Below are 20,707 nucleotides of genomic sequence, written 5' to 3'. Positions count from 1 at the left end.
CCTTATAGATTACTTAGACTCGCCGTAATTTAGTGGTCGGATTGTAATAATCCAACGCTTAAAAACTTAAAACGTGCGGTTGCAGTTGTGGTGTTCACAAATACAACGTTATTATAGTATCAAATGTGAGTTATTAAGTCAACGCTATCCTTCATTTTCAACAAAGAAATGTGTCAGATTAACGCCATTACTTGTGTCAACACCCGTTATTTCTTTTAGTACTTTGGCAACGTAATGCGGTGTATAAATCATATCATCCCGCAACCAGCGCTTAATGAACCCTAGGTGGGCCGAAGCCACATATGATACTTGTAGCTCATTAGGTATCTTAGATACTTCAAAATCGCCAGCCAATTGCTCCCTGAAGTTATTCAAATAAATAACTAATCGATCATATACTTTATCAGAAAAAGCGACATCTTCTTGACTATTCAAAAGAACGCCAAACATCATTGACTCATCCTGCAAGTAATTAAACACTCTGTCCAGACAACAAACTTCCACTGGATTTGAATAGACATATTTTTTGTCCGGCGTCTGCTTTGACATAATCATAATATTATCAAAAAAATCATCCAAAATTTCATCCATTGCTCGATCAATAAAATCCTGTTTATCATGATAATGTAAATAAAATGTTCCTCGAGTTACATTTGCCTCTTGAGTAATTTTTTGAACACTAATATTTTCAACTTTATAATGCTGCATAAGGACCACTAATGATTTTTTTAAATTTTGTTTTGTTCTTTTTACTCTTGGATCATTAGAATCAACCATTTCCAACCTCTTCATTCATTTTAATTAGACTTAATTTCTATTTGTGTATATTACTCTACTAGTATAATACATTTCATTAAAAATTTCATTTACATTTAATATTGTTAAAAGAGTTTCCTTAATTTTGATTGACAAACACCGGTATTTTATCATATACTATTGGATGTTGTTATGACTTGGTAGCTCAGCTGGATAGAGCATCCGCCTTCTAAGCGGACGGTCGTGAGTTCGAATCTCACCCAAGTCATGGATAGTCACATTAGAACGATTTAAAAAAACAGGAATGCCTTTAAATAGGTGTTCCTGTTTTTTTTACCTGAGAAAGAACTAAAAAGCATAGGATGGTGAAAACATTTGTTGCATATTTGTTGCATGGATATCTTTAGAATGAAAAATATCAGTAAAATCATTCGTATCTTCCATCCGTTTTTGAACGTTATATTTTTGTAAATGGATGCTAGAAAATTTTATTGGCGTGTCAGCTGTACCTTTGCTATTATATTCATTTTTATGTCACATAGAAGGAAAAATATTTTAAGCTAATTCGGGAAAAGGGACTCCATAGTAAGACTGGTGTTCAGAGAAATTTATTTTAGCTAAGGAAATAAATCTTTATCATCCTGTTTTCATTCTAAAATGATGTTTTCTTCTGTATAATAGTGTCTAACAATCAAAAAATTAGGAGGTATATTTAATGGAAATTCTTTTTATTCTACTTCAAATCTTAATAGCTATCGCTTTAATTATATCCGCCTTTACGCATCAATGGGGCTTAATGCTTATATTTATAATTGCCGTTGGATCATTAACCACTTTCTACAGAACAAGATTTAAAAAGTAGTAGGATGAAGTGCCCCCGGTATCAGACTAAAATAGCCATATTTAATCATTGGTTTCGTTGATTTCATTTGTCACAAATACCCTTATTGGTAATTAAGCTTTGAATGCTATTAAAAATCTCAGTATGATAATATTTATAGTTAAAGGGTTATTAATTAACAATTGCACTATAATACCAGAATGAGGGAAATCATAAAATATAATGGCATATCAGAAAGATATAAGCTTTCTGATATGTCATTCTAATACGAAAATACGCTCACAAAATATTTATTTAAAGTAGAAAATATACAAAAAAGGAAGAATAACTAATGAATACTATTTCTATCACAATAAGCGTCATTGCTTTATTAATTTCTGCGTATACTTTATATATCGTCTTAAGAAATAATAGATAACTCTATTAAGATCAGACACAGAAATAGCCCTCACTTCTAATGTGGGGGCTATTTCTAATGATTAATTATTTCTTCTTACTTTTATCCATAACTTCAATTATTTTTTCCGAGACATCATCTTTAACATCTTCTAGTTTCTCTTTAGCTTTACCAAGTAAACCTTCTGCCCTGCCCTTAACTTCTTCTTGTTTATCATGGGTTATCTTACCCTTAGTTTCCGTGATTTTACCCTTAACTTGATCCATCTTCGCATCAAATCTATCTTCTTTTGTCATTGTACTTCCTCCTTTTATTTATCGTAACCAACTCAATCGTTGGTTTTCTTAAAAAGACTTAATGAACAGATAACAATTACACCTACGAGAATATATATAACACCGTAACTAGTGGGGATGGCACCTTCAAATAGAAAGGCAATCAGATCAAATCTAAAAATACCTACTAATAACCAATTTAAGCCACCAACAATTAATAGACTAAACAAAATATTATTAAGCATTCTCATCTCTGTCTCCCCCTCTACTATTTGGGTACACTTTAAGTATACCATCCCAACATCAAAAATCAATTAATATGATTATAATAACCATAATTAAAAATGAATGTATATCAAAATTAATAATTACGGATGCTAATACCCTTTCTTAAATAAAAAGTATATAAATAGCCCTTCAATATCAGATTTACGTCTGGCATCGGAGGGCACTTCGTTGAATGAATTTTATAATAAACATATATTATTTATTGTAAAACATTAAATTAATAGTTATTTTCTTGTCTTTCAACATTTTCAATATTTTTTTTAACAAACTCTTCTTCAATATCATCCCAAGATAATTTAAGATCAACCAATCCAAATTTTATAAAAAGATGCCAAGCATGTTTAAAATCTTCCAATTTATGACTAAACAAACTTTTAGAAATCATTAATTTTAGTGATAAAAAAACTTTATTTAGAGATATCGTCATTGGTTTTTTTGCAAAATCAGCCATTTCGTCATCGCTGATTAATAGCAGGTATGTCCATTTATTTTGGTTTGCAATATTAAAGAAAAAGCTCATCGCATCAACATATTCTGAAAGTACCGTTTCTTCATGCGTCTTACCTGCTTCAGTTTTTTGTCCCCGATTATCTTTCCAAACCTTGAACCATTCAACTGTGTTTGCCAATTCTGATAACTCAACGTCTAAACTTACATAAGCGTTAAATAACCTTTCTTCTGGACTCCATCTGATTTTTTTATCCTGGATAACATCTCGGTCAAATTTTCGTTCCATTTGGATCATATCTGTTAAATTCACTTATTTTCCTCCAAAAAAATCTGTCCATTAAAGGACAGATTTTATCTTATTATTTAAATATTAAGGGATCTGATTTAATACTTAACTCACTAATATTATTTAAATACCAGTTCCTAATGAAAGGTTCATTTAATAAAATATCAAACCATGATATTTCCTGAGTTGTATCCATAACTGCGATAACCCATTTTTCATTGTCATTTTCGCCCATTTGTTTCTGATCATAAATTGTTATTTCTGAGTTTGCTAGTTTTAGAACAGCACTGTTGTTAGCGCCCGCCTCAACCATTAACTCATTCTCTGAGGCGAGTACAAATAATTCATCAATAACATCTCTTTTGAGCATATCTTCGGCTAATTCATACCTTGCCGGATTACCCGAATCCAAGAGGTTAAGATCAACACTGAATCCGTAATCCTCTTTTAAATACGTTGCAAAATCAATCAACATCATTTCAAGGTGCTTAATTGCTTTTGCATCTAACTTCTCTAAGTAACTAACGATTAAGACATTCGTAATGGCTGAACTATTAATCCGAATCATTCTCTTACGTAAATTCAGATAAAAAAGCGAAGCGCCCGACTCTTGTGCAACATAATAAGCACCATCGCTATCATCAATTTTGAATGAAAAACTATCGACAGCATTAATTCCAGGAATTTCATGAACAAGTGCTTTTCTAGGTTCCGAAAAATGTAAAATAGCTGTTTCATTATCATGTAAGTCCATTAAGCGATTAAAGAAGAGTAAACAATAATCTGCAGCACTATATTTTTGTGGGAAAGTTAAATAGCTTGTATCTAATTGATAACCCATTAGGCTCATTGCGGCATCAATTAATTCAACTTTATCTTGTGTGTTCATCAAAATGTCTAATGTTTCAGTAAATTTAATACCGTTATTTAAGCTCAATTTAATTTGTTCATTAAATTCTACTAAACGAGATTTTGTTGAAATTAATTTCTTTTCTTTTTCTGCCATTATTCAGTCACCTGTCCTTTTTGACTAATTAGGTGAGATAAATAATTGCTATATAATTCATTATTATGTTTAGTAAATTTTTCAAAGTCACCAAATACACCTATAACACTCTGTCTTTCATAACCAATTAACGTATCTTCTTTTGCTAAACTTAAAACATCAGTCTCGCTTGATTTAATATCTTGATAGGCGCTATTAGCTTCTTCGTCCATTTCAGTTAATTTCGTCAGACGTTCTTTCAGAACACGTCGTTCTTCACGAATACGTCCAGCATCCCAAGGACGGCCTTTTTCTTGCGAGTTACGTTTCATTTCTTCACGAATTTTATCTTTCTCAGCATCACGTTCATCTTGAGAATCAACCAATTCTTGACGTTCTTTATTTTGAGTTGAAATTTGATTAATCTTATCCGTATTAACACGTTTATTCGTTGATTCTAGTTCAAATGATTTAGCCAACTTAGCTAGCTCTTCTTCATCGAATTTAAATTCAACATTTAAAACGTCTAAATATCCAAATTCTTTACGATCCCACCAGTTACCAAAATGAATTTTAAATTTTCCAACTGTCATTTCTTCAAAATAGAAGAATGGATAAGCATCACGTAAATATGAAATAAGTTTCAAGCTTAAATATTGTTGAATTTGCGGATAATCTTTAACGACCAATTCTTCTTGAACGGCCATTTCTGAAACGCTTCTCTTTTTTAATAAAAGTTGCGCATAACGTGATTGGTTAATTAATTGATAAACTAAGCGATCATCTTGTTGTTTAATGGCCTCTCTTAGTTGATTTAAATATTCAACTTTTTTAGAGAGTGCGAATTCTATATTATTGGTAGCTTCATCATGATCTGATAAACTAAATTGGTTGTCTTTCATCATGTTTTACCCCTTTATTTCATATTTAATTGTTGCTTTTTTTACTATGTATTTTATTATTCTTTGCATAATCAAAAAAACTAAAACAATTTTACTTGCTCTAGTTTCATTATCAATCATTTAGTTAGTCATTTCAAATCTTTATTACACTTTTTTTAATAAAGTTCTAAATATTGATCTCTTTCCCATTCAGAAACTTCTTGACGATAAGCGGACCATTCCAATTGTTTAGCTTCGATAAAGCTTGGATACAAATGAGGACCCATCGCTTTTTCCATAACATCATCTTTCTCTAGCGCTTTAATGGCATTATGCAACGTCGATGGTAAATCACCAATTTGGTTATCTTGACGTTCCTGACGATTCATCACGTAGATGTTTCTATCAACAGATGCCGGTGGAACAACCTTATTTCTAAGTCCATCAAGTCCTGCTTCTAAGATAGCAGCAATAACAAGGTAAGGATTAGCTGTCGCATCAACACTTCTTAACTCTAAACGAGTTGATAATCCACGTGCGATTGGAACACGCACTAATGGTGAACGATTACGACCAGACCAAGCAACGTAAACAGGTGCTTCAAATCCGGGAACAAGGCGTTTATATGAATTAACTGTAGGATTTGTTACCGCCGTGTATCCACGCGCATGTTGTAATAATCCGCCGAGGAATTGATAAGCCGATTCAGATAATTGCATCTCGTCTTTTTCATCAAAAAAGGCATTACCATCTTTATGGAATAGTGACATATTAATATGCATTCCTGAACCATTAATCCCGTTCAATGGTTTAGGCATAAATGTTGCGTGTAAGCCATGTTTTCTGGCAACCGTCTTAACGACTAATTTAAATGTTTGAATATTATCGCAGGCTTGTAGTGCATCCGCGTATTTAAAATCAATTTCATGCTGACCGGGTGCGACCTCATGATGAGAGGCTTCAACGTCAAAGCCCATGTTTTCTAGTTCTAAAACAATATCTCGACGACAGTTTTCACCCAAATCAACTGGTGCTAAATCAAAATAGCTTCCTTTATCATTTAACTGTGTTGTTGGTTTCCCCGTAATGGGATCTAATTTAAATAAGAAAAATTCTGGTTCAGGTCCAATATTAAATTCCGTAAAGCCTAAATCGTTCATTTCTTTTAAAACACGGATTAAATTATTTCTTGGATCGCCTTGGAACGGTGTTCTGTCGGCGTTATATACTTCACAAATAATACGCGCAATTTTACCATGTTCATGTTCCCACGGAAAAATCATCCAAGTCGATAAATCTGGGTATAGGTACATATCACTCTCTTCGATTCGAACGAATCCGTCGATTGAAGAACCATCAAACATTAATTTGTTTTCCAATAATTTGTCTAGTTGGCTAATCGGAACTTCTACGTTCTTAATAATTCCGAATAAATCTGTAAACATTAGTCTTAAAAACTTAACGTTCTCTTTCTTTGCCAGTGAAACAATATCATCTTTAGTGTATGCAGCTTTTGCCATTTTATCTCTCCTCATTATTTATAATTTATAGAGGCTTGTTTGCGTTAAAAGAAGGTTCATCAGGATTTTTTAGTCCACTAACTGAAAGAAATTCATTTTGAAAAATACGTCTAACATCGTTATCACTTAAAGGTTTCTTTAACAATTCACGTTGTCTTTTAGCGCGCACTTCTTTTTCAATATAAATTTCCTTAATGCCAACCATATTTACGCCTTCATCTAAATAATCTTTAATTTCAAATAATTTGTCAATATCATTCAGTGAATACATTCTACGATTACCATCATTTCTTTGAGGCATAATTAATTCTTGCTCCTCATAATAACGAATCTGACGAGCTGTTAAGTCCGTTAACTTCATTACCGTTCCAATTGGTAGAACCGCCAATGACCTTCTGAGTTCCTTCTCTTTCATAAACAAGCCTCCTCTTTAATTACAGTCTTATAGTAACAAGGAAATAAATCGCTGTCAACGCGCAATGTTAGATTTTATAACATAACTTGTAGCTAACTGTTTAATAAAATGTTTTTTCTACGGCTGCCGTAACTGCCAACTTGACATGCGCATACGTTAATCCGCCCTGAACATAGAGTGTATAAGGCTCTCTTAGTGGACCATCGGCTGATAATTCAACACTTGCACCTTCAACAAAAGTTCCCGCAGCCATAATAACTTTATCTTCATAACCGGCCATTTCACTTGGTTTAGGTTCAACATAAGCATCTACGGGAGATTCATGTTGGATTGCTTGCGCAAATTTAACCATGGGTTCCGGTTTACCAAAGTTAACCGTCTGAATTAAATCTGTTCGAGGTGCATCCCATTTAGGCGAAACATCTAACCCCATTTTTTCGAGTAAAGCACTTGTATAAATAGCACCTTTAATCGCCTCGCCTGTTACGTGAGGTGATAAAAAGAACCCTTGAATGAAATCTCTCATAACGTTTAAAGTTGCGCCCTCTTCGTTACCTGTACCGGGAGTTGTTAACCGATATCCAGCCTGTTCAATTAAATCTGCTCGACCAACAATATAACCACCCGTTTTAGCTAGCCCACCACCTGCATTCTTAATTAAAGAACCTGCCATAATGTCAGCTCCAACTTCTGTTGGTTCAATGGTTTCAGAAAATTCGCCATAACAATTATCAATAAAAATAATAATATCTTTCGAAATGTTCCGTACTTCTTTGATCATGTCTGCAATTTCAGAGACAACAAAACTATCCCGGGTCGCATACCCTCGAGAACGTTGAATGGCAACAACCTTAACTTTATCAGTCAGTTTTTCTTTTAAGCCTTCAATGTCCATATGATCATCATCCGTCAACGGTACATAATCAAACCCAATGCCGTATTCTTTCATTGAACCAATACCAGTACCGGAAACACCAATAACTGCCTGAATCGTATCGTATGGCATCCCTGTGATGTACAATAAATCATCCCCAGGTCGTAACATACCAAAAAGGGCCGTTGAAATTGAATGCGTGCCAGAAACGATTTGTGGTCTCACCATTGCCGATTCTGTTTTAAAAACATCTGCATAGATACGATCAAGTCCATCACGACCAATATCATCATAACCATAGCCCGTTGATCCGGCAAAATAAGTTTCAGAAACATTATTCTTCTTAAATGCTTCTAAAACTTTTTGTTGATTAAATAGAACTTGTTCATCAATTTCTTTTAACTTCGATTCAATCTGAGTATCAGTTTCTGCCACAATCTCAACCAATTTATCTGGTAAATTATCTGTCCATTTTTTCATGTATTCGTCTCCTGATATCCTTTAGTTTCGTAACCAATCGGTCACTTGTTGCTCTATCATAGCCAATTGCTCTGGGTATTCAATTAGATCAAACCAATTGACCGTCATCTTATTCCTAAACCAAGTTAGCTGTCTTTTCGCATAGCGCCTTGAGTTTCGTTTAATTAATTCCGTTGCTTCTTCAAGCGATTGAGTGTTTTCAAAGTAAGGGTACAGCTCCTTATAGCCAATTCCTTTTCCGGCCGGGAGATCATCAATTTTCTGGTCAAAGAGCCATCTTGCCTCATCGACAAGTCCTGATTGAATCATTAAATCAACACGTTGGTTAATTCGCTCATATAATATGGCTCTATCTGTAGATAAGCCGATAATGAACGGATCATACTCATTCGTTTTTTTGTCGTCCTGTGCCGAGAACAATTCGTTTGATTTCTGAATAACCTCTAAAGCCCTAATTACCCGTAGTGTATTATTGATTGGAATCTTTAATGCAGCTTTTGGATCCAAATCGTTTAACTCCTGCCAAATCGCTTCAGGGCCCAGTTGTTCGGCACGTTCTTGGAGCTTTCCTCTAAGGCTTAAATCATCGTCATTATTTGTACCTAACTGAAAATTATCAAGCAGAGCTTGCAAATAAAATCCAGTTCCTCCAACGATTATCGGTAGTTTCCCTCTGATAGCAATATCGGCAATAGCCACGCGACTTTCTTCTACAAACTCGGCAACTGAATAGCGCTCATCGCTATTTTTATGATCAATTAAATGATGTGGTATTCCATCCATCTCGTCTTCCGTAACTTTAGCGGTTCCAATGTCCAACTTACGATAGACTTGCATAGAGTCACCCGAAATAATTTCACCATTGAATTTTTTCGCCAACTTGATTGATAAATCAGTTTTACCAACTGCAGTCGGTCCAACAATCAGCAATACTTTTTGTGTCATTTCTAATCTCCTTGAATGTTCTTTCGTACTTCCAACGCCTTTGCCGGGTAATCCGTAAAAATAGCGTCATACTTCTTTTTAAAACAATAGATCATATTTTTAGTCGAATTAACTGTCCAAGGACGAATTAATAACTTTGGCCAAAATAAACCATGCCGTTCTCTTAACCAAGTGACATCAGGATGTAAGCTAGTAATCAAATGATTCTTAGCCAAAAGACGCGACTCTTTAATTTTAAATTGAAATAAACTTGCAAATTCGGCTTCAGGATTAATTTTCTGCATTCTTCGAATAGAATTTGGATTAAAACTCGAATACAAAAGATGAATATCCGCTGGTAATTGTCTCATTTGTTCGTTCACGAGTTCTTCAATTCCTTGGTACTCAATATGATTTGTTTTCAATTCTAAATTAAATGTCCCCTTAAAGTTATTGCGCTTCAATAATTCAATAACTTCTTCCAAAGTTGGAATTTGTTCTCCCCGATATTCGTCGCTAAATTTAACGCCAGCATCTGCTTTTTTTAATTCAGCTAGAGTTAAATCAGTTACTCTACCTGTTAAATTAGTTGTTCTATCAATTTTTTCATCATGCATAATGATTAGTTTGCCATCTTTGGACAACTGAACATCGGTTTCAATGCCATCGGCACCTGCATCTATTGCGGCCTGAAAACTAATTAATGTATTTTCTGGTCTAGTTCCTTTACTACCACGATGTGCAAAAATTTTCGTCTTCATTCGCAACCCACCCCTAACTTCCAAAAATTATTATATCATTAATCAAAAAATAGCGGTGCTTTTAGTGGCAATTTTAGCCGGAATAAGTCATAATGAAGGGGTCAAATGAATAAGGAGGTCTACATAATGAAAAACTTCTCAAAAGGATTCTTTGTTGGAGCAGCTGCAACTGTAGGCGCATTAATTGGTAGTGTTGTTGCCTTTAAAAAAACCGTCGTTGCACCTCTTGAAGAAAAAGAACAAATGATTGAAGATAATCGTAAACGTGCAACACGTAAGAGTCGCTCATCACATCATTCATAAACTAATAAAAGCATCGAAGAATAAAAATTCTTCGATGCTTTTATTTATTTAACGTTTTTTAGTTTTCCCATCCCATTTTGAAAAACCTGTTTTCAAAATAGTAATATCTGTATATCCTTGTTTATGCAACTTAAAAGCAGCGCGAGTACTAATCGATTTACCCTGATCATATAGATAAAGAGGTAAGTCTTTTCTTAATCCACCAACTGCCGTTTTAAATTGAGAATACGGAATATTTCTAGCACCCATGATGTGAGAAGCATCAAATTCACTCTTTTCACGTAAATCAACGATTTGCGCTTTGCGCATACCTTCATTAAATTCTTCATTTGTAACTAATTTAGCTGAACGACGGCCCATGTACCAAAGGTAAAATTGATTACCAGCAAGACCTACTAAAATAATAATTAAAATAATATTAATGATTACATTAACTTTCATTGCTCCTAAAATCATGATGGTTCTCCCCTCAATTATTATTTAATAAACTGACGAGCAAGTGAAGCGGCACCGATAACGCCAGCCTCATTTCCCAATTGTGCTAATTTTAATGATGTTGATGAACGAACTGTTGGGAATGAGAATTGTTTAAAGTATTTTGTTACTTGATCCAACAAGAAAGTTCCGGCAGCGGAAACACCACCACCGATAACAATATAGGCAGGGTTCAACATATTACCCAAGTTCCCACAAGCCAAACCTAAGTAATAAGAAACTCTATCTACAACCATTTTACCCAAAGCATCGTTATCTTTAGCCAAATCAAAAACTAATTTTGATGTTATTTCTTGACCATCGTCTAACATTTCTTTTAATTTTGATTGACCAGCAAATTCTTCAGCCATATCGCGAGCAACACGTACGACACCCGTAGCTGATGCGTATTGTTCTAAACAACCTCTTTTGCCACAAGTACACATGTAACCATTTGGTTCAACTGTAATATGTCCAATTTCACCACCGGCACCGGCAACACCATGCACTAATTTACCGTTAGCAATGATTCCGCCACCAACACCAGTTCCAAGTGTGATAAAGGCAACTTCATCATCATCTTCGCCAGCACCCTTCCAACGTTCGCCTAAAGCAGCAACGTTAGCATCGTTATCAATGGCAAATGTAATTTGAGTACCTGCTTCAATTTCTGATTGAACATTTTGCAATGTTTTCCAGTTTAAGTTGTAGGCACCAATGACAGTTCCATTTGCACGATCAACTGTACCTGGTGAGCCCATGCCAATACCACTGAATTGGTCTGCAGTCATATCAAATAATTGGATATGATGATTAATTGAATCAATGATGTCTGGTACGATATGTGACCCTTCATCAAGGACGTTTGTTTCGATACTCCATTTTTGTTGAATTTCGCCTGTTTCTGTTAAAATTGCAAATTTAACCGTTGTGCCACCTAAATCAACACCGATTAATTTTTTTTCGATTGCCATTATTCAATTCCTCCACTTATGCTCTCAATTATTTTGTTCTTCGATTCTGTGTTCGTGAGATAGTACGATTTTAGCCCTAGCATAGATTTTATCATCAATCACACCTGACCGATGTAAATTATCTAACTCTAACGCCATCAATTCTATGTCCCACATTCGCTTACCAACATAGACATACACACCGAATTGCTTCAATAGTTGTTGGACATCATATAAATCTTTCATTTGGTAGCCACCACCTTAAGCTAAATACTGTTAGAAACACCAATTCTGATTAGAACTAAATTAATCACGATAAAAATAATAAATGCTGCTACCTGTTTAACACGACTAATCTGTGCCAAATTTGGTGCACCCACAGTAGTTGCAATTAAGAATCCGGATAAAATACCACCAATATGGGCGGCATTATCCGTACTTGATGACATAAATCCAAATACCAAATTTAACATAATAAATAATAGAAACTGCTGTGACATCTGTCTGAAATAAGCACTCTCTCTAAAGTTATCTCCTAGCATTAAAAAAGCACCAAATAACCCAAAAATAGCACCACTAGCGCCAGCCGAGATGGTATCTGGACTGAACGTAAAGCTAGCGATATTTCCGGCAATACCTGCCAGCAAATAAATACCCGTAAAACGCCAATGTCCAAATATTGTCTCAATCTGAATTCCAATAAAATATAGCGTAAACATATTAAGTACGATATGTTCAAAACCAATATGCAAAAATATGGGATTAAATAATCGCCACCACTCACCATTTATGATAAGTGGATTATATTTCGCACCAAATTCAATTAAGACGTTTGTATCCTGGCTACCACCAGCAATCGTCATCATGACAAAAATAATTGCCGATAGTCCTATGAAGAAGTACGTCATAAATGGTGTGCTTTTATATTTTGCCAAATTCATGAAATAGCTCCTTATTTATCTAATAATTTACAAAATAACGTTTACAAGATTTTGTTTCAAATAGTATAAAAGTTATTTAAAATAAAAAAACAACAGGAAAATCCCTGTTGTTATTTTGTTTCGCGATGTAAAGTAACCTTACGATCACGTGGGCAAAATTTATTAAGCTCAACACGATCTGGATTATTACGTTTGTTTTTACTTGATAGGTATGTCCGTTCATGACATTCCGTACATTCTAATGTAATGTGTACACGCATGGTTGCAACCCTCCATATATTTCTTCATAATTTCATAAGACATATTAGTCTTTAACGTCTTATATAATATCATTATTAATAAGTAAACGCTAGTGTTTTTTTTTATTTGTTAAGGAAATTTACTTTACAGCAACAAAATCACTAACTATGATGCTTATTTATCACTAGATTCTACCATTTTCCAGAACGCTGAGTAAATTTTAACTGCCGCCTGCGAATTAATACCGCTACCCGTATTGTTAGCCATACCAGGGAATACCAACGCCACAACCACTTTAGGTTTATTTGATGGCGCATATGAAGCCAAACTGAGCGCTTCCGTTTCAGCCGTCCCATAGAATGTTTGTGCAGTACCTGTTTTAGCTGAAATTGATGGTGTGGCGTCGCTCATCATACCACCAGTCCTCAATGAGTTTGATCCATGAACAACTTTATAGAATCCAGATTGAACAACATCAAATTGAGATTTTGTTGCATTAACCGTGCTTAAAATATTAGGCGTCATCTCCGTTTTAACAGATCCTAATGAACCATCTTCGTTCGTTGAACGAATTGCTTTAACAATTTGTGGTTGTAATCTTGTCCCACCGTTAGCCATCGTTGCCATATATTGCGCTAATTGAATTGTCGTATATGAATCATAATTTCCGAAAGATAAATCAAGTGCTTTACCAATATTTTCTTGGTTAGCTACCCCTTCAAATCCAGTTGATTCCCCAGGTAAATCAACACCTGTTTTGATACCTAGTCCAAATTGGTTAAAATAACCACGCATTTTTGGGAAGATAGAATTTGCCATATCAAGTGAAGATCCGCTTGAATACTTAAATCCACCCTCTCGCATTGCCAATTGCATCATGTACGAGTTAGAAGAGACCATTAACGCATCAGATGCTGATAACGTCATATTAGCGGAACCAGAAGTATTAAACCACGATGATTTAGGTGCTGTTCCGGCAAGCCTAATCGGCTCATCAGTTATTGTATTACTTGATGGCGTAATCACACCGTCCATCATGGCTCCCATAACTGTCGCTCCTTTAACAACTGAACCCATTGTAAACACTTGATTTATTGACCCAAGTGCATCATCGGTAACCTTGCCAGTCTTAATATTCCGATTAACTCCAGCCATGGCATAAACTGCACCAGTATTAGGATTCATAACAACGGCGTAAGCACCGGGATTGTATGGGTTACTTCCGGCAATTGATTTTACACTATCATTCATAATTTTTTGTACTTCTGCTTGGAATTCAGCATTAATATTTAAGACAAGATTGTCCCCTTTTTCGCCACTGTATTCTTGCGCCTGTTTCACAATTTTACTATTGGCCACTTCAACCTTTGTTTGTGACTTCGTTCCTTTTAAAACATCTTCATACTGTTTCTCTAAGTAACTCTGCCCAACACTATCATTTCTTGAATAACCTTCAGCCATTAATGTTTCGATATTATCACTAGGTAACCCAGTCGATTCGCTAGTAACATTTCCAATGATACTATTCATACTTTTACCATTTGGATAACTTCTTGACCAGTTAGTCCCAATTTTAATGCCATTCATGCCTGATAAATGTTCACCAACTTCGGCCATTTCTGTATCCGATACATCAGTCGTTTTTAAATAAACCGTTGATAATGAGTATGCACCTGTCATTTTGGCAAAAACAACGGCGGCCTCTTTTTCTTTATCATTTAATGAGTCGATATTATTTTGAACAACATAATCAACCGCCATTGCGTTAAAATCGGCACTAGCTAATTTGTTGATATCAGCATTGGTTAAATTTTTTTCTTTTTTAATTGCAGCGGTAACCGTAGATAGATGTTTTTTATCTGCCAAGTAGTAGTCAGCAGCATTACGATCCGTCAATTTTTTTGTATCAATACTGACATATGTTACTAAGTTATTGGCAATCTTATATAAATCAGGCGACAAAACCCCTGATCCTTTTGTGTACGTGATTGCTCGCGAAGAGTTGTTGCCAACTAATACTTTACCCGTTGAATCATAAACCATCCCTCGTTGAACATTCTTAGTTTCCGTTGTCGTATCCGTGCTATTGACAGTTGCTTCAAATGAAGCCCCGTTTAAAATTTGCAGATAAGCTAATTGTGCCAGTAATGCTGCAAAAAGTAAGAAAACGATAAAGAATAAGAAATTTAATCTGAATGGAATATGCGATTTATTTTGTTTACTTCGACCCTGCTTTGATTTTGGAAGTTTCACGTTTAATTACCTCTCACTGTATCATTATTAGTCTTTTAGTTCGTATAAATATATCACTTATCATATTACCACATTTTGAGACCCATTGTGATCATAAGCGAGAGAACGGATTGTATTGTAATAAAAACTTTAATTATCTTTTAATTTGGTGCTTACATCTATTATTGATTCATGTGATTAACGCCTAAATATGCTATTCTTATTACCATACATTAATAGTCAGAGAGGTTTTAAAATGCTCCCAATAAAAAATTACCTAAAAAAACATCATGTTCTTCTCTTAAGCTTTCTTATTCCGTTCACCATCATGCTTTGTTACTTCATTGGTCGAAAAATGTATCCATTTGGAAACAGTTCTTTATTAACTGTTGATTTAGGTCAGCAATATATTGATTTTTTCTCATACTTTAGAGCGACGCTTCTTCACCATCCTACAAGTTTCTTTTACTCATTTTCACAAGCCATTGGCGGTGACATGTTAGGTGAATGGGCATATTACTTGATGAGTCCTTTTAATCTCATCTTTTTACTTTTTCCGGGTAAATCAATAGTCGCCGGGGTTATGGTGGTTACACTCCTCAAATATGCTTTATCGGGCCTTACTTTTGGATTACTCCTGAAAAAAACAACGAGAATGAACTCATTTTACATTCCACTCTTTGCTACGGCATACGCCTTAATGGGCTGGACGATTGCAAACCAGCTTAATCTGTTGTGGCTAGATGCGGTGATTTTATTACCTCTTGTCATTTTAGGTTTTGAAAAACTACAAAATAATTCTAAGAGTTGGGCATACACTTGGTGGCTTGCATTACTTTTAGTTGCTAATTACTACATGGGTTATATGGTTTGTCTCTTTATGATTTTATACTTCTTGTATACCACAAGTCGTGTAAGCATAACATTTAAACAATTCCTAAAAAAGGCCTGGACCTTTACATATAAATCACTAATTTCTGTAGCAATTTCGGCCGTTATCTTATTTCCAACCCTATTTTCCTTACTTTCGAGCAAGGGCCAATATACTGAAGAATCTATTAAAGCGAAGTTTGAGTATAACCCATTAGCAATGCTGTCAAAATTTGTAATTGGCTCTTTTAATTTTGATCAAATGCCTTCTGGCTTTCCAAATATCTTTGTCGGAAGCTTAGTTTTAATTGGTTTTATTTTATATTTCATGAATAATCGTTTCTCTATTAGAGAACGAGTCGTCGCTTTCTTAATCACAAGTTTCCTCGTTTTATCTATGTGTTTTGAACCTTTAGATTTGCTGTGGCACGGGATGCAATTCCCAGTTTGGTACCCTTATCGCTTTTCGTTCGTATTCTGTTTTTGGATTATTCTATTGGCTGCTCAACAGTTCGAATACTTTAATCCTGTTAAATATTGGAAGATAGGTATCATAAGCATTTTATTCATTGGCATGTTCACTTACCTATTCTTATCGGGAACAACATACAATTATCTATCAAACGAAACCTTATTTTTATCGATTCTATTTATTTTGTTAATGCTAATATTAATTCAGTTTCAAGACCATTCATCACCTTCATTTAAATGGTTATTATGTATGGGTGTTATTGCCGAAATGTCTTGTAATGCCGTTTATTCGTTAGATAATATTAGTTATTTATCTACGAGTGAGTACGACGTTTCAACATCAGCTTTAGCAACAGAAAGTAAGTCTTTAAAGAAAATAGACAATTCTTTCTATCGTGTTGCTCAAACATATAGTCGTACCAAAAATGATGCAATGTCAGCCGATTTTTTCAGCGGATCTCACTTTAGCTCCGCCTTCTCGAAATCTATTCCAACCTTTTACGGTAAGATTGGGCAACCAGACGGCGATAACTATGTCACCTATTCAAATGGTACTTTACTGACAGATGCTCTGTTAAACATGAAATACGTGTTCACTCCGAAACAAATGAAATCGTCAAAAGCTCTTACAACACAACTAGAAACTCTAACACCACTGACTGAAAAACCTGATACGTCTTACTACAATACTGTTTCAAGTGATTCATTAACTGAGACAGTTAAAAATCCGTATGCCTTATCAATTGGTTACGTGGCAAATGATACTGTTATTTCGAAGAAAAACAAGGCAACTAACCCATTGAGATATCAATCGGACTGGCTAACTTCTCTTACAGGTGCAGACAATAGTACCTTATTCTCACCAATCAATTTTAATACCGTTAACTTTGACAACGTTGGTTCACAAGCCAATTTAACTGACTCTATGTTAACTAAAACTAAATTGAGTAAACCTGGAATTGTAAACTTTACTTATACGCCAACAACAAATGATGCTTACTACTTAACTTTAGGCGCCGGATTAAGCACAGATAATGTCCTATTTAAGTTAAATGGTCATGAATTGAAACAGTATAAAACTTATCGAAATACTGTTGTTGTAAATATTGCATCAAATGATAAAGGTAAAAAAATCACTTTAACGGCAAAATTAAAGAAAAGAACCCTTTTCTTAGAAAACTTTACGCTATATCGAATGGACGTAAGGTCATTTGAAACACAAATTAATCATTTGCAGGCAAATGAATTAAACGTTAAAAAATATAATCAACATTCAATTACTGGCTCAGTAAATGTTAAAAAGACTCATCAGGCTATTTTCACAACTATTCCGTATAGCAAAGGTTGGCATGTAAAAATAGACGGTAAGTCGGTCTCAACAACTAAATCTATGGATACCTTCCTTGCCTTTAGCGTTGCGCCTGGTAAACATACTGTTAAGCTCGTTTATTGGCCACCTTACATGGGTATTGGCTTTCTAATTTCGATTCTAGCCGTATTAATCGTTCTTATTGGTCCAATTATTAACACCATCAAAAGACTGATTAAATAGTTTTTGCGTAATACAAAAGGATAAGATTGCGATATGCAATCTTATCCTTTTATTTTGTTTTATTCATTTTTTCATCAAATTCTGTAACAAATCTTGTTTCTCCAATAATTAGCAATTGATCGTTTGGTAAGATAACTTGGTCCGCCAATGGCGAAATAATCATTTCTTTACCACGTCTAATGCTAATCACATTCAAGTTAAACGTTGACCTAAAATTTAACTCATCTAATGTTTTATTGACGTATCTTGGGTCTGTCATATCAATTTCAGCCAGTCGATACCCATCATCTAAATCTAGATAGTCTAGCAAATGATTGGAGCTTAATGCCCTACCAAGCTTTATTCCCATATCTCGTTCGGGATGTACAATATGATCTGCTCCAACTTTTTGGAGTACTCGCGCATGATATTCATTTAAAGCTTTAGCCGTCACAACGGGAACGCCCAATTCTTTAACCATTAACGTAACTAAGATGCTCGCTTGAATATCTTCACCAATTGCAACAATTACATGGTCAAAATTACGAATCCCAATTGACTTTAACGCTTCATCATCTTGAGCGTCCGCAACAACGGCGTGCGTTGCAATATCCATATAGTCGTTTACCCTCGCTTCATCCTTATCAATAACCAGAACTTCTTGTCCAGATTCAATCAAAGTTTGACAAACGCTTGAACCAAATCGGCCCAATCCAATTATTGCAAAATTTTTTTTCAATTTATTTCACCCCACTTAATTTTAATAAAAAAAGATTAAGAACAAATATATTTGCACCTTAATCTTTTCTATTTAACTTTTATAAATTATCTTTAACATCCGTAATTTTAACATCAAAATTACCATTTGGTGTTTCAATCGTCACTGTTTCATTTAATTTATGACCAAGTAATCCCTTGGCAATTGGTGATTCATTAGAAATCTTACCAGACATTGGATCAGCTTCTGCCGCGCCAACAATCGTATACGTTTCCGCTTCTTCACCGGGTTCCATAAATGAAACTGTTTTTCCAACTGAAACTTCATCGTCGTCTATACCAGCATTATCAATAATTTCTGCATAATGTAGCATATGTTCGATTGTCTTAACACGACCTTCAACAAAGCTTTGTTCATCTTTAGCTGATTCGTATTCTGAATTTTCTGATAAATCACCATAGCTACGCGCAATTTTAATTCGGTTAATAATTTCTGCACGTGTTTTTGTTTTTAATGTTTCAAGTTCTTCTTCAAGTTTAACTTTACCGTCTACGGTCATTGGGTATACTTTATCTTCTGCCATTACTTACTCCTCTTAAAATTGATATGTTCAATATGCCTATCAGATTAACATTTAATGTTGCGATTGTAAACCGGTTACGTAAATTATTGCACGTAACCATTATCCGTTTGAGTCGTAGGAGAAAAGGCTTGATAATATTCGTATGTCTTAGAATACTCTATTTTTTTAGAATTTGAGTTGAAAATGAAATAGATATTATCTTTCTTCCTGTCCAACGGTTTTAATACGGCCTGAATAGAATCCAAGCTGGCATTATTAAACGGACCCGGTCCAAATCCTTTGTAGACATACAAATTATATGGTTTATCCGTATAATAGTCCGCCGATGTTAACTCTCTCTGCGGTGTGTTCAAAGCGTAACTAACTGAAATGTTCGATTGCAAAGGAATCTCTGCATCAATCCGATTAAAATAAACGCCCGCAATTTTCTGTCGATCGGCATGATTTGCCGTCTCTTTTTCAACTAGTGAAGAAAGCGCAATAACATTTTGAACCGTTAACTTTTGTTTTGATATCGTTTCATAATAAGGCGACAATTCATCATTGGCCTTAACAATCATTTGTTCAACAAGATCCTTCAACGTCGTTTTTTTATAAACAGTGTACGTTGCAGGGAACAGATAACCCTCTAAATGATATCTGACATTTTTAGACGCCATAGAGGAATTTAAAAGGTCCGGATATTTTTTGTCCAGATACGTTAAAAAAGTTTTATTTTTCATTAGTTTGATAAAATCATCATACGAAAAGTTGGTTTTTTTAGCAATAGCTTTACCAATTTCATTGACTGTCGTTCCCTCACTAACTAAAACTTTAGTTAACGTATTTTGAATAGGTTCACTACTACCACCTTGCTGAAGGGTCCATGCAATCTTATCTAAACTCATAGATGCCTTAAGTTGATAATAACCACCTTTAAATTGTGAAACGTTTTTTTGTTTCACATAATAAGTATAAACAGTCCCACTTTTAATAATTTTATTTTTTTCTAAAATGGTTCCAATTTGTTTTGTATTCGATCCGATTGGAATATAAACTTGTTCAATTTTATTATTATTTTTATCTAGAGGATCTAATGACGCTTTTATATAATTATAGGTCATAAATAATATTGTCAGCAGTAAAACGCATAATAACGTTATTACTCCTACAATAATTCTTTTAGCCTGCTTTTTATTATTCTCTGGTGGCAATTCCGGAGAGACATCCTCATTTTTCATTAATTAACCTCCTCGCGCTGTATAATAATGGTGTCATT

The 20,707-nt window shown here is 34.5% G+C and carries 22 protein-coding genes, 1 tRNA gene and 1 other annotated feature; of the genes, 3 read left to right on the top strand and 20 right to left on the bottom strand.

Translation table 11 applies throughout. The annotated features are described in order from the left end of the window. Positions 1 to 5 precede the first annotated feature (5 nt). Positions 6 to 91, bottom strand: a sequence feature (ribosomal protein L21 leader region). 53 nt (positions 92 to 144) lie between these two features. Then, positions 145 to 777: a TetR/AcrR family transcriptional regulator gene (locus tag FC66_RS00575; RefSeq protein ID WP_057973423.1), complete on the bottom strand. Its 633-nt coding sequence runs from the start codon at positions 775 to 777 to the stop codon at positions 145 to 147. A gap of 173 nt (positions 778 to 950) precedes the next feature. Here FC66_RS00575 and FC66_RS00570 point away from each other — a divergent pair. Then, positions 951 to 1,024: transfer RNA gene (locus FC66_RS00570), tRNA-Arg, on the top strand. Positions 1,025 to 2,080: 1,056 nt separating this feature from the next. Here the strand turns inward: FC66_RS00570 and FC66_RS00565 are convergent. The 10 genes from FC66_RS00565 to FC66_RS00520 form a co-directional block, all read right to left on the bottom strand. Next, positions 2,081 to 2,290: a CsbD family protein gene (locus FC66_RS00565; RefSeq protein WP_057973422.1), complete on the bottom strand. Its 210-nt coding sequence runs from the start codon at positions 2,288 to 2,290 to the stop codon at positions 2,081 to 2,083. 32 nt (positions 2,291 to 2,322) lie between these two features. After that, a complete protein-coding gene (locus tag FC66_RS00560) occupies positions 2,323 to 2,520 on the bottom strand; it encodes a DUF378 domain-containing protein (RefSeq protein ID WP_057973421.1) in 198 nt (65 codons plus the stop codon). A gap of 254 nt (positions 2,521 to 2,774) precedes the next feature. After that, positions 2,775 to 3,317: a dUTP diphosphatase gene (locus tag FC66_RS00555; protein WP_057973420.1), complete on the bottom strand. Its 543-nt coding sequence runs from the start codon at positions 3,315 to 3,317 to the stop codon at positions 2,775 to 2,777. Between the two features lie 49 nt (positions 3,318 to 3,366). Continuing rightward, the gene (locus FC66_RS00550) at positions 3,367 to 4,299 is read right to left on the bottom strand and encodes a hypothetical protein (RefSeq protein WP_057973419.1); all 933 of its coding nucleotides are present in this window, start codon (positions 4,297 to 4,299) and stop codon (positions 3,367 to 3,369) included. Then, on the bottom strand, positions 4,299 to 5,183 hold the full coding sequence (locus FC66_RS00545) for a hypothetical protein (protein ID WP_057973418.1): 885 nt from the start codon (positions 5,181 to 5,183) through the stop codon (positions 4,299 to 4,301). Before FC66_RS00545 ends, FC66_RS00550 begins: the two co-directional genes overlap by 1 nt. Before the next feature lie 152 nt (positions 5,184 to 5,335). Continuing rightward, positions 5,336 to 6,679: a type I glutamate--ammonia ligase gene (gene glnA / locus FC66_RS00540; RefSeq protein WP_057973417.1), complete on the bottom strand. Its 1,344-nt coding sequence runs from the start codon at positions 6,677 to 6,679 to the stop codon at positions 5,336 to 5,338. A gap of 25 nt (positions 6,680 to 6,704) precedes the next feature. After that, entirely contained in the window at positions 6,705 to 7,094 is a 390-nt protein-coding gene (locus FC66_RS00535; RefSeq protein WP_057973416.1) for a MerR family transcriptional regulator, read from the bottom strand. Positions 7,095 to 7,194: 100 nt separating this feature from the next. Continuing rightward, positions 7,195 to 8,448 (bottom strand): methionine gamma-lyase family protein, encoded by a 1,254-nt coding sequence (locus tag FC66_RS00530; RefSeq protein WP_057973415.1) that lies wholly within the window; start codon positions 8,446 to 8,448, stop codon positions 7,195 to 7,197. A gap of 21 nt (positions 8,449 to 8,469) precedes the next feature. After that, positions 8,470 to 9,393, bottom strand: coding sequence for a tRNA (adenosine(37)-N6)-dimethylallyltransferase MiaA (miaA, locus tag FC66_RS00525; RefSeq protein ID WP_057973414.1), 924 nt, complete (start codon positions 9,391 to 9,393; stop codon positions 8,470 to 8,472). A gap of 2 nt (positions 9,394 to 9,395) precedes the next feature. Further along, positions 9,396 to 10,133, bottom strand: a complete 738-nt coding sequence (locus FC66_RS00520; protein ID WP_057973413.1) for a glycerophosphodiester phosphodiesterase — start codon at positions 10,131 to 10,133, stop codon at positions 9,396 to 9,398. A 126-nt stretch (positions 10,134 to 10,259) separates the two neighbouring features. Between FC66_RS00520 and FC66_RS07840 the strand changes: the two genes are divergently transcribed. Then, positions 10,260 to 10,436, top strand: coding sequence for a DUF3042 family protein (locus FC66_RS07840; RefSeq protein WP_083478910.1), 177 nt, complete (start codon positions 10,260 to 10,262; stop codon positions 10,434 to 10,436). A gap of 48 nt (positions 10,437 to 10,484) precedes the next feature. On the opposite strand, the gene FC66_RS00515 is transcribed toward FC66_RS07840, so the two are convergent. The 6 genes from FC66_RS00515 to FC66_RS00490 all read right to left on the bottom strand — a co-directional run bounded on the left by FC66_RS00515 (position 10,485) and on the right by FC66_RS00490 (position 15,297). Continuing rightward, entirely contained in the window at positions 10,485 to 10,892 is a 408-nt protein-coding gene (locus FC66_RS00515; protein ID WP_057973412.1) for a rhodanese-like domain-containing protein, read from the bottom strand. A 20-nt stretch (positions 10,893 to 10,912) separates the two neighbouring features. Beyond that, positions 10,913 to 11,878: an ROK family glucokinase gene (locus FC66_RS00510; RefSeq protein WP_057973643.1), complete on the bottom strand. Its 966-nt coding sequence runs from the start codon at positions 11,876 to 11,878 to the stop codon at positions 10,913 to 10,915. Positions 11,879 to 11,908: 30 nt separating this feature from the next. Beyond that, the gene (locus FC66_RS00505; protein ID WP_057973411.1) at positions 11,909 to 12,109 is read right to left on the bottom strand and encodes a YqgQ family protein; all 201 of its coding nucleotides are present in this window, start codon (positions 12,107 to 12,109) and stop codon (positions 11,909 to 11,911) included. 20 nt (positions 12,110 to 12,129) lie between these two features. Then, on the bottom strand, positions 12,130 to 12,804 hold the full coding sequence (locus FC66_RS00500; protein ID WP_057973410.1) for a rhomboid family intramembrane serine protease: 675 nt from the start codon (positions 12,802 to 12,804) through the stop codon (positions 12,130 to 12,132). Between the two features lie 110 nt (positions 12,805 to 12,914). Beyond that, positions 12,915 to 13,064, bottom strand: a complete 150-nt coding sequence (gene rpmG / locus FC66_RS00495) for a 50S ribosomal protein L33 (protein ID WP_057973409.1) — start codon at positions 13,062 to 13,064, stop codon at positions 12,915 to 12,917. A 154-nt stretch (positions 13,065 to 13,218) separates the two neighbouring features. Continuing rightward, on the bottom strand, positions 13,219 to 15,297 hold the full coding sequence (locus FC66_RS00490) for a peptidoglycan D,D-transpeptidase FtsI family protein (RefSeq protein WP_057973408.1): 2,079 nt from the start codon (positions 15,295 to 15,297) through the stop codon (positions 13,219 to 13,221). A gap of 235 nt (positions 15,298 to 15,532) precedes the next feature. Between FC66_RS00490 and FC66_RS00485 the strand changes: the two genes are divergently transcribed. Beyond that, entirely contained in the window at positions 15,533 to 18,169 is a 2,637-nt protein-coding gene (locus tag FC66_RS00485; RefSeq protein ID WP_057973407.1) for a YfhO family protein, read from the top strand. Positions 18,170 to 18,218: 49 nt separating this feature from the next. Here FC66_RS00485 and FC66_RS00480 read toward each other — a convergent pair whose 3' ends face one another. From FC66_RS00480 to mltG, 3 genes are all read right to left on the bottom strand, one after another. Next, positions 18,219 to 18,887: a potassium channel family protein gene (locus FC66_RS00480; RefSeq protein ID WP_057973406.1), complete on the bottom strand. Its 669-nt coding sequence runs from the start codon at positions 18,885 to 18,887 to the stop codon at positions 18,219 to 18,221. A 79-nt stretch (positions 18,888 to 18,966) separates the two neighbouring features. Continuing rightward, positions 18,967 to 19,449, bottom strand: coding sequence for a transcription elongation factor GreA (greA, locus tag FC66_RS00475; protein WP_057973405.1), 483 nt, complete (start codon positions 19,447 to 19,449; stop codon positions 18,967 to 18,969). 83 nt (positions 19,450 to 19,532) lie between these two features. Further along, entirely contained in the window at positions 19,533 to 20,669 is a 1,137-nt protein-coding gene (mltG, locus tag FC66_RS00470) for an endolytic transglycosylase MltG (RefSeq protein WP_057973404.1), read from the bottom strand. Positions 20,670 to 20,707 lie beyond the last annotated feature (38 nt).

Origin of the sequence: Dellaglioa algida DSM 15638 (assembly GCF_001434695.1) — a bacterium.
In the GTDB taxonomy this organism is placed as follows: Bacteria; Bacillota; Bacilli; order Lactobacillales; family Lactobacillaceae; genus Dellaglioa; species Dellaglioa algida.
This window is presented reverse-complemented; position numbering and strand designations above follow the sequence as displayed.

Bases quoted from the DNA above. Each gene is read 5' to 3' on its own strand.
- FC66_RS00575 (WP_057973423.1), bottom strand. From the start codon at position 777: ATGGTTGATTCTAATGATCCAAGAGTAAAAAGAACAAAACAAAATTTA.
- FC66_RS00565 (WP_057973422.1), bottom strand. From the start codon at position 2,290: ATGACAAAAGAAGATAGATTTGATGCGAAGATGGATCAAGTTAAGGGT.
- FC66_RS00560 (WP_057973421.1), bottom strand. From the start codon at position 2,520: ATGAGAATGCTTAATAATATTTTGTTTAGTCTATTAATTGTTGGTGGC.
- FC66_RS00550 (WP_057973419.1), bottom strand. From the start codon at position 4,299: ATGGCAGAAAAAGAAAAGAAATTAATTTCAACAAAATCTCGTTTAGTA.
- FC66_RS00545 (WP_057973418.1), bottom strand. From the start codon at position 5,183: ATGATGAAAGACAACCAATTTAGTTTATCAGATCATGATGAAGCTACC.
- glnA (WP_057973417.1), bottom strand. From the start codon at position 6,679: ATGGCAAAAGCTGCATACACTAAAGATGATATTGTTTCACTGGCAAAG.
- FC66_RS00535 (WP_057973416.1), bottom strand. From the start codon at position 7,094: ATGAAAGAGAAGGAACTCAGAAGGTCATTGGCGGTTCTACCAATTGGA.
- FC66_RS00530 (WP_057973415.1), bottom strand. From the start codon at position 8,448: ATGAAAAAATGGACAGATAATTTACCAGATAAATTGGTTGAGATTGTG.
- miaA (WP_057973414.1), bottom strand. From the start codon at position 9,393: ATGACACAAAAAGTATTGCTGATTGTTGGACCGACTGCAGTTGGTAAA.
- FC66_RS00520 (WP_057973413.1), bottom strand. From the start codon at position 10,133: ATGAAGACGAAAATTTTTGCACATCGTGGTAGTAAAGGAACTAGACCA.
- FC66_RS07840 (WP_083478910.1), top strand. From the start codon at position 10,260: ATGAAAAACTTCTCAAAAGGATTCTTTGTTGGAGCAGCTGCAACTGTA.
- FC66_RS00515 (WP_057973412.1), bottom strand. From the start codon at position 10,892: ATGATTTTAGGAGCAATGAAAGTTAATGTAATCATTAATATTATTTTA.
- FC66_RS00505 (WP_057973411.1), bottom strand. From the start codon at position 12,109: ATGAAAGATTTATATGATGTCCAACAACTATTGAAGCAATTCGGTGTG.
- FC66_RS00500 (WP_057973410.1), bottom strand. From the start codon at position 12,804: ATGAATTTGGCAAAATATAAAAGCACACCATTTATGACGTACTTCTTC.
- rpmG (WP_057973409.1), bottom strand. From the start codon at position 13,064: ATGCGTGTACACATTACATTAGAATGTACGGAATGTCATGAACGGACA.
- FC66_RS00485 (WP_057973407.1), top strand. From the start codon at position 15,533: ATGCTCCCAATAAAAAATTACCTAAAAAAACATCATGTTCTTCTCTTA.
- greA (WP_057973405.1), bottom strand. From the start codon at position 19,449: ATGGCAGAAGATAAAGTATACCCAATGACCGTAGACGGTAAAGTTAAA.
- mltG (WP_057973404.1), bottom strand. From the start codon at position 20,669: ATGAAAAATGAGGATGTCTCTCCGGAATTGCCACCAGAGAATAATAAA.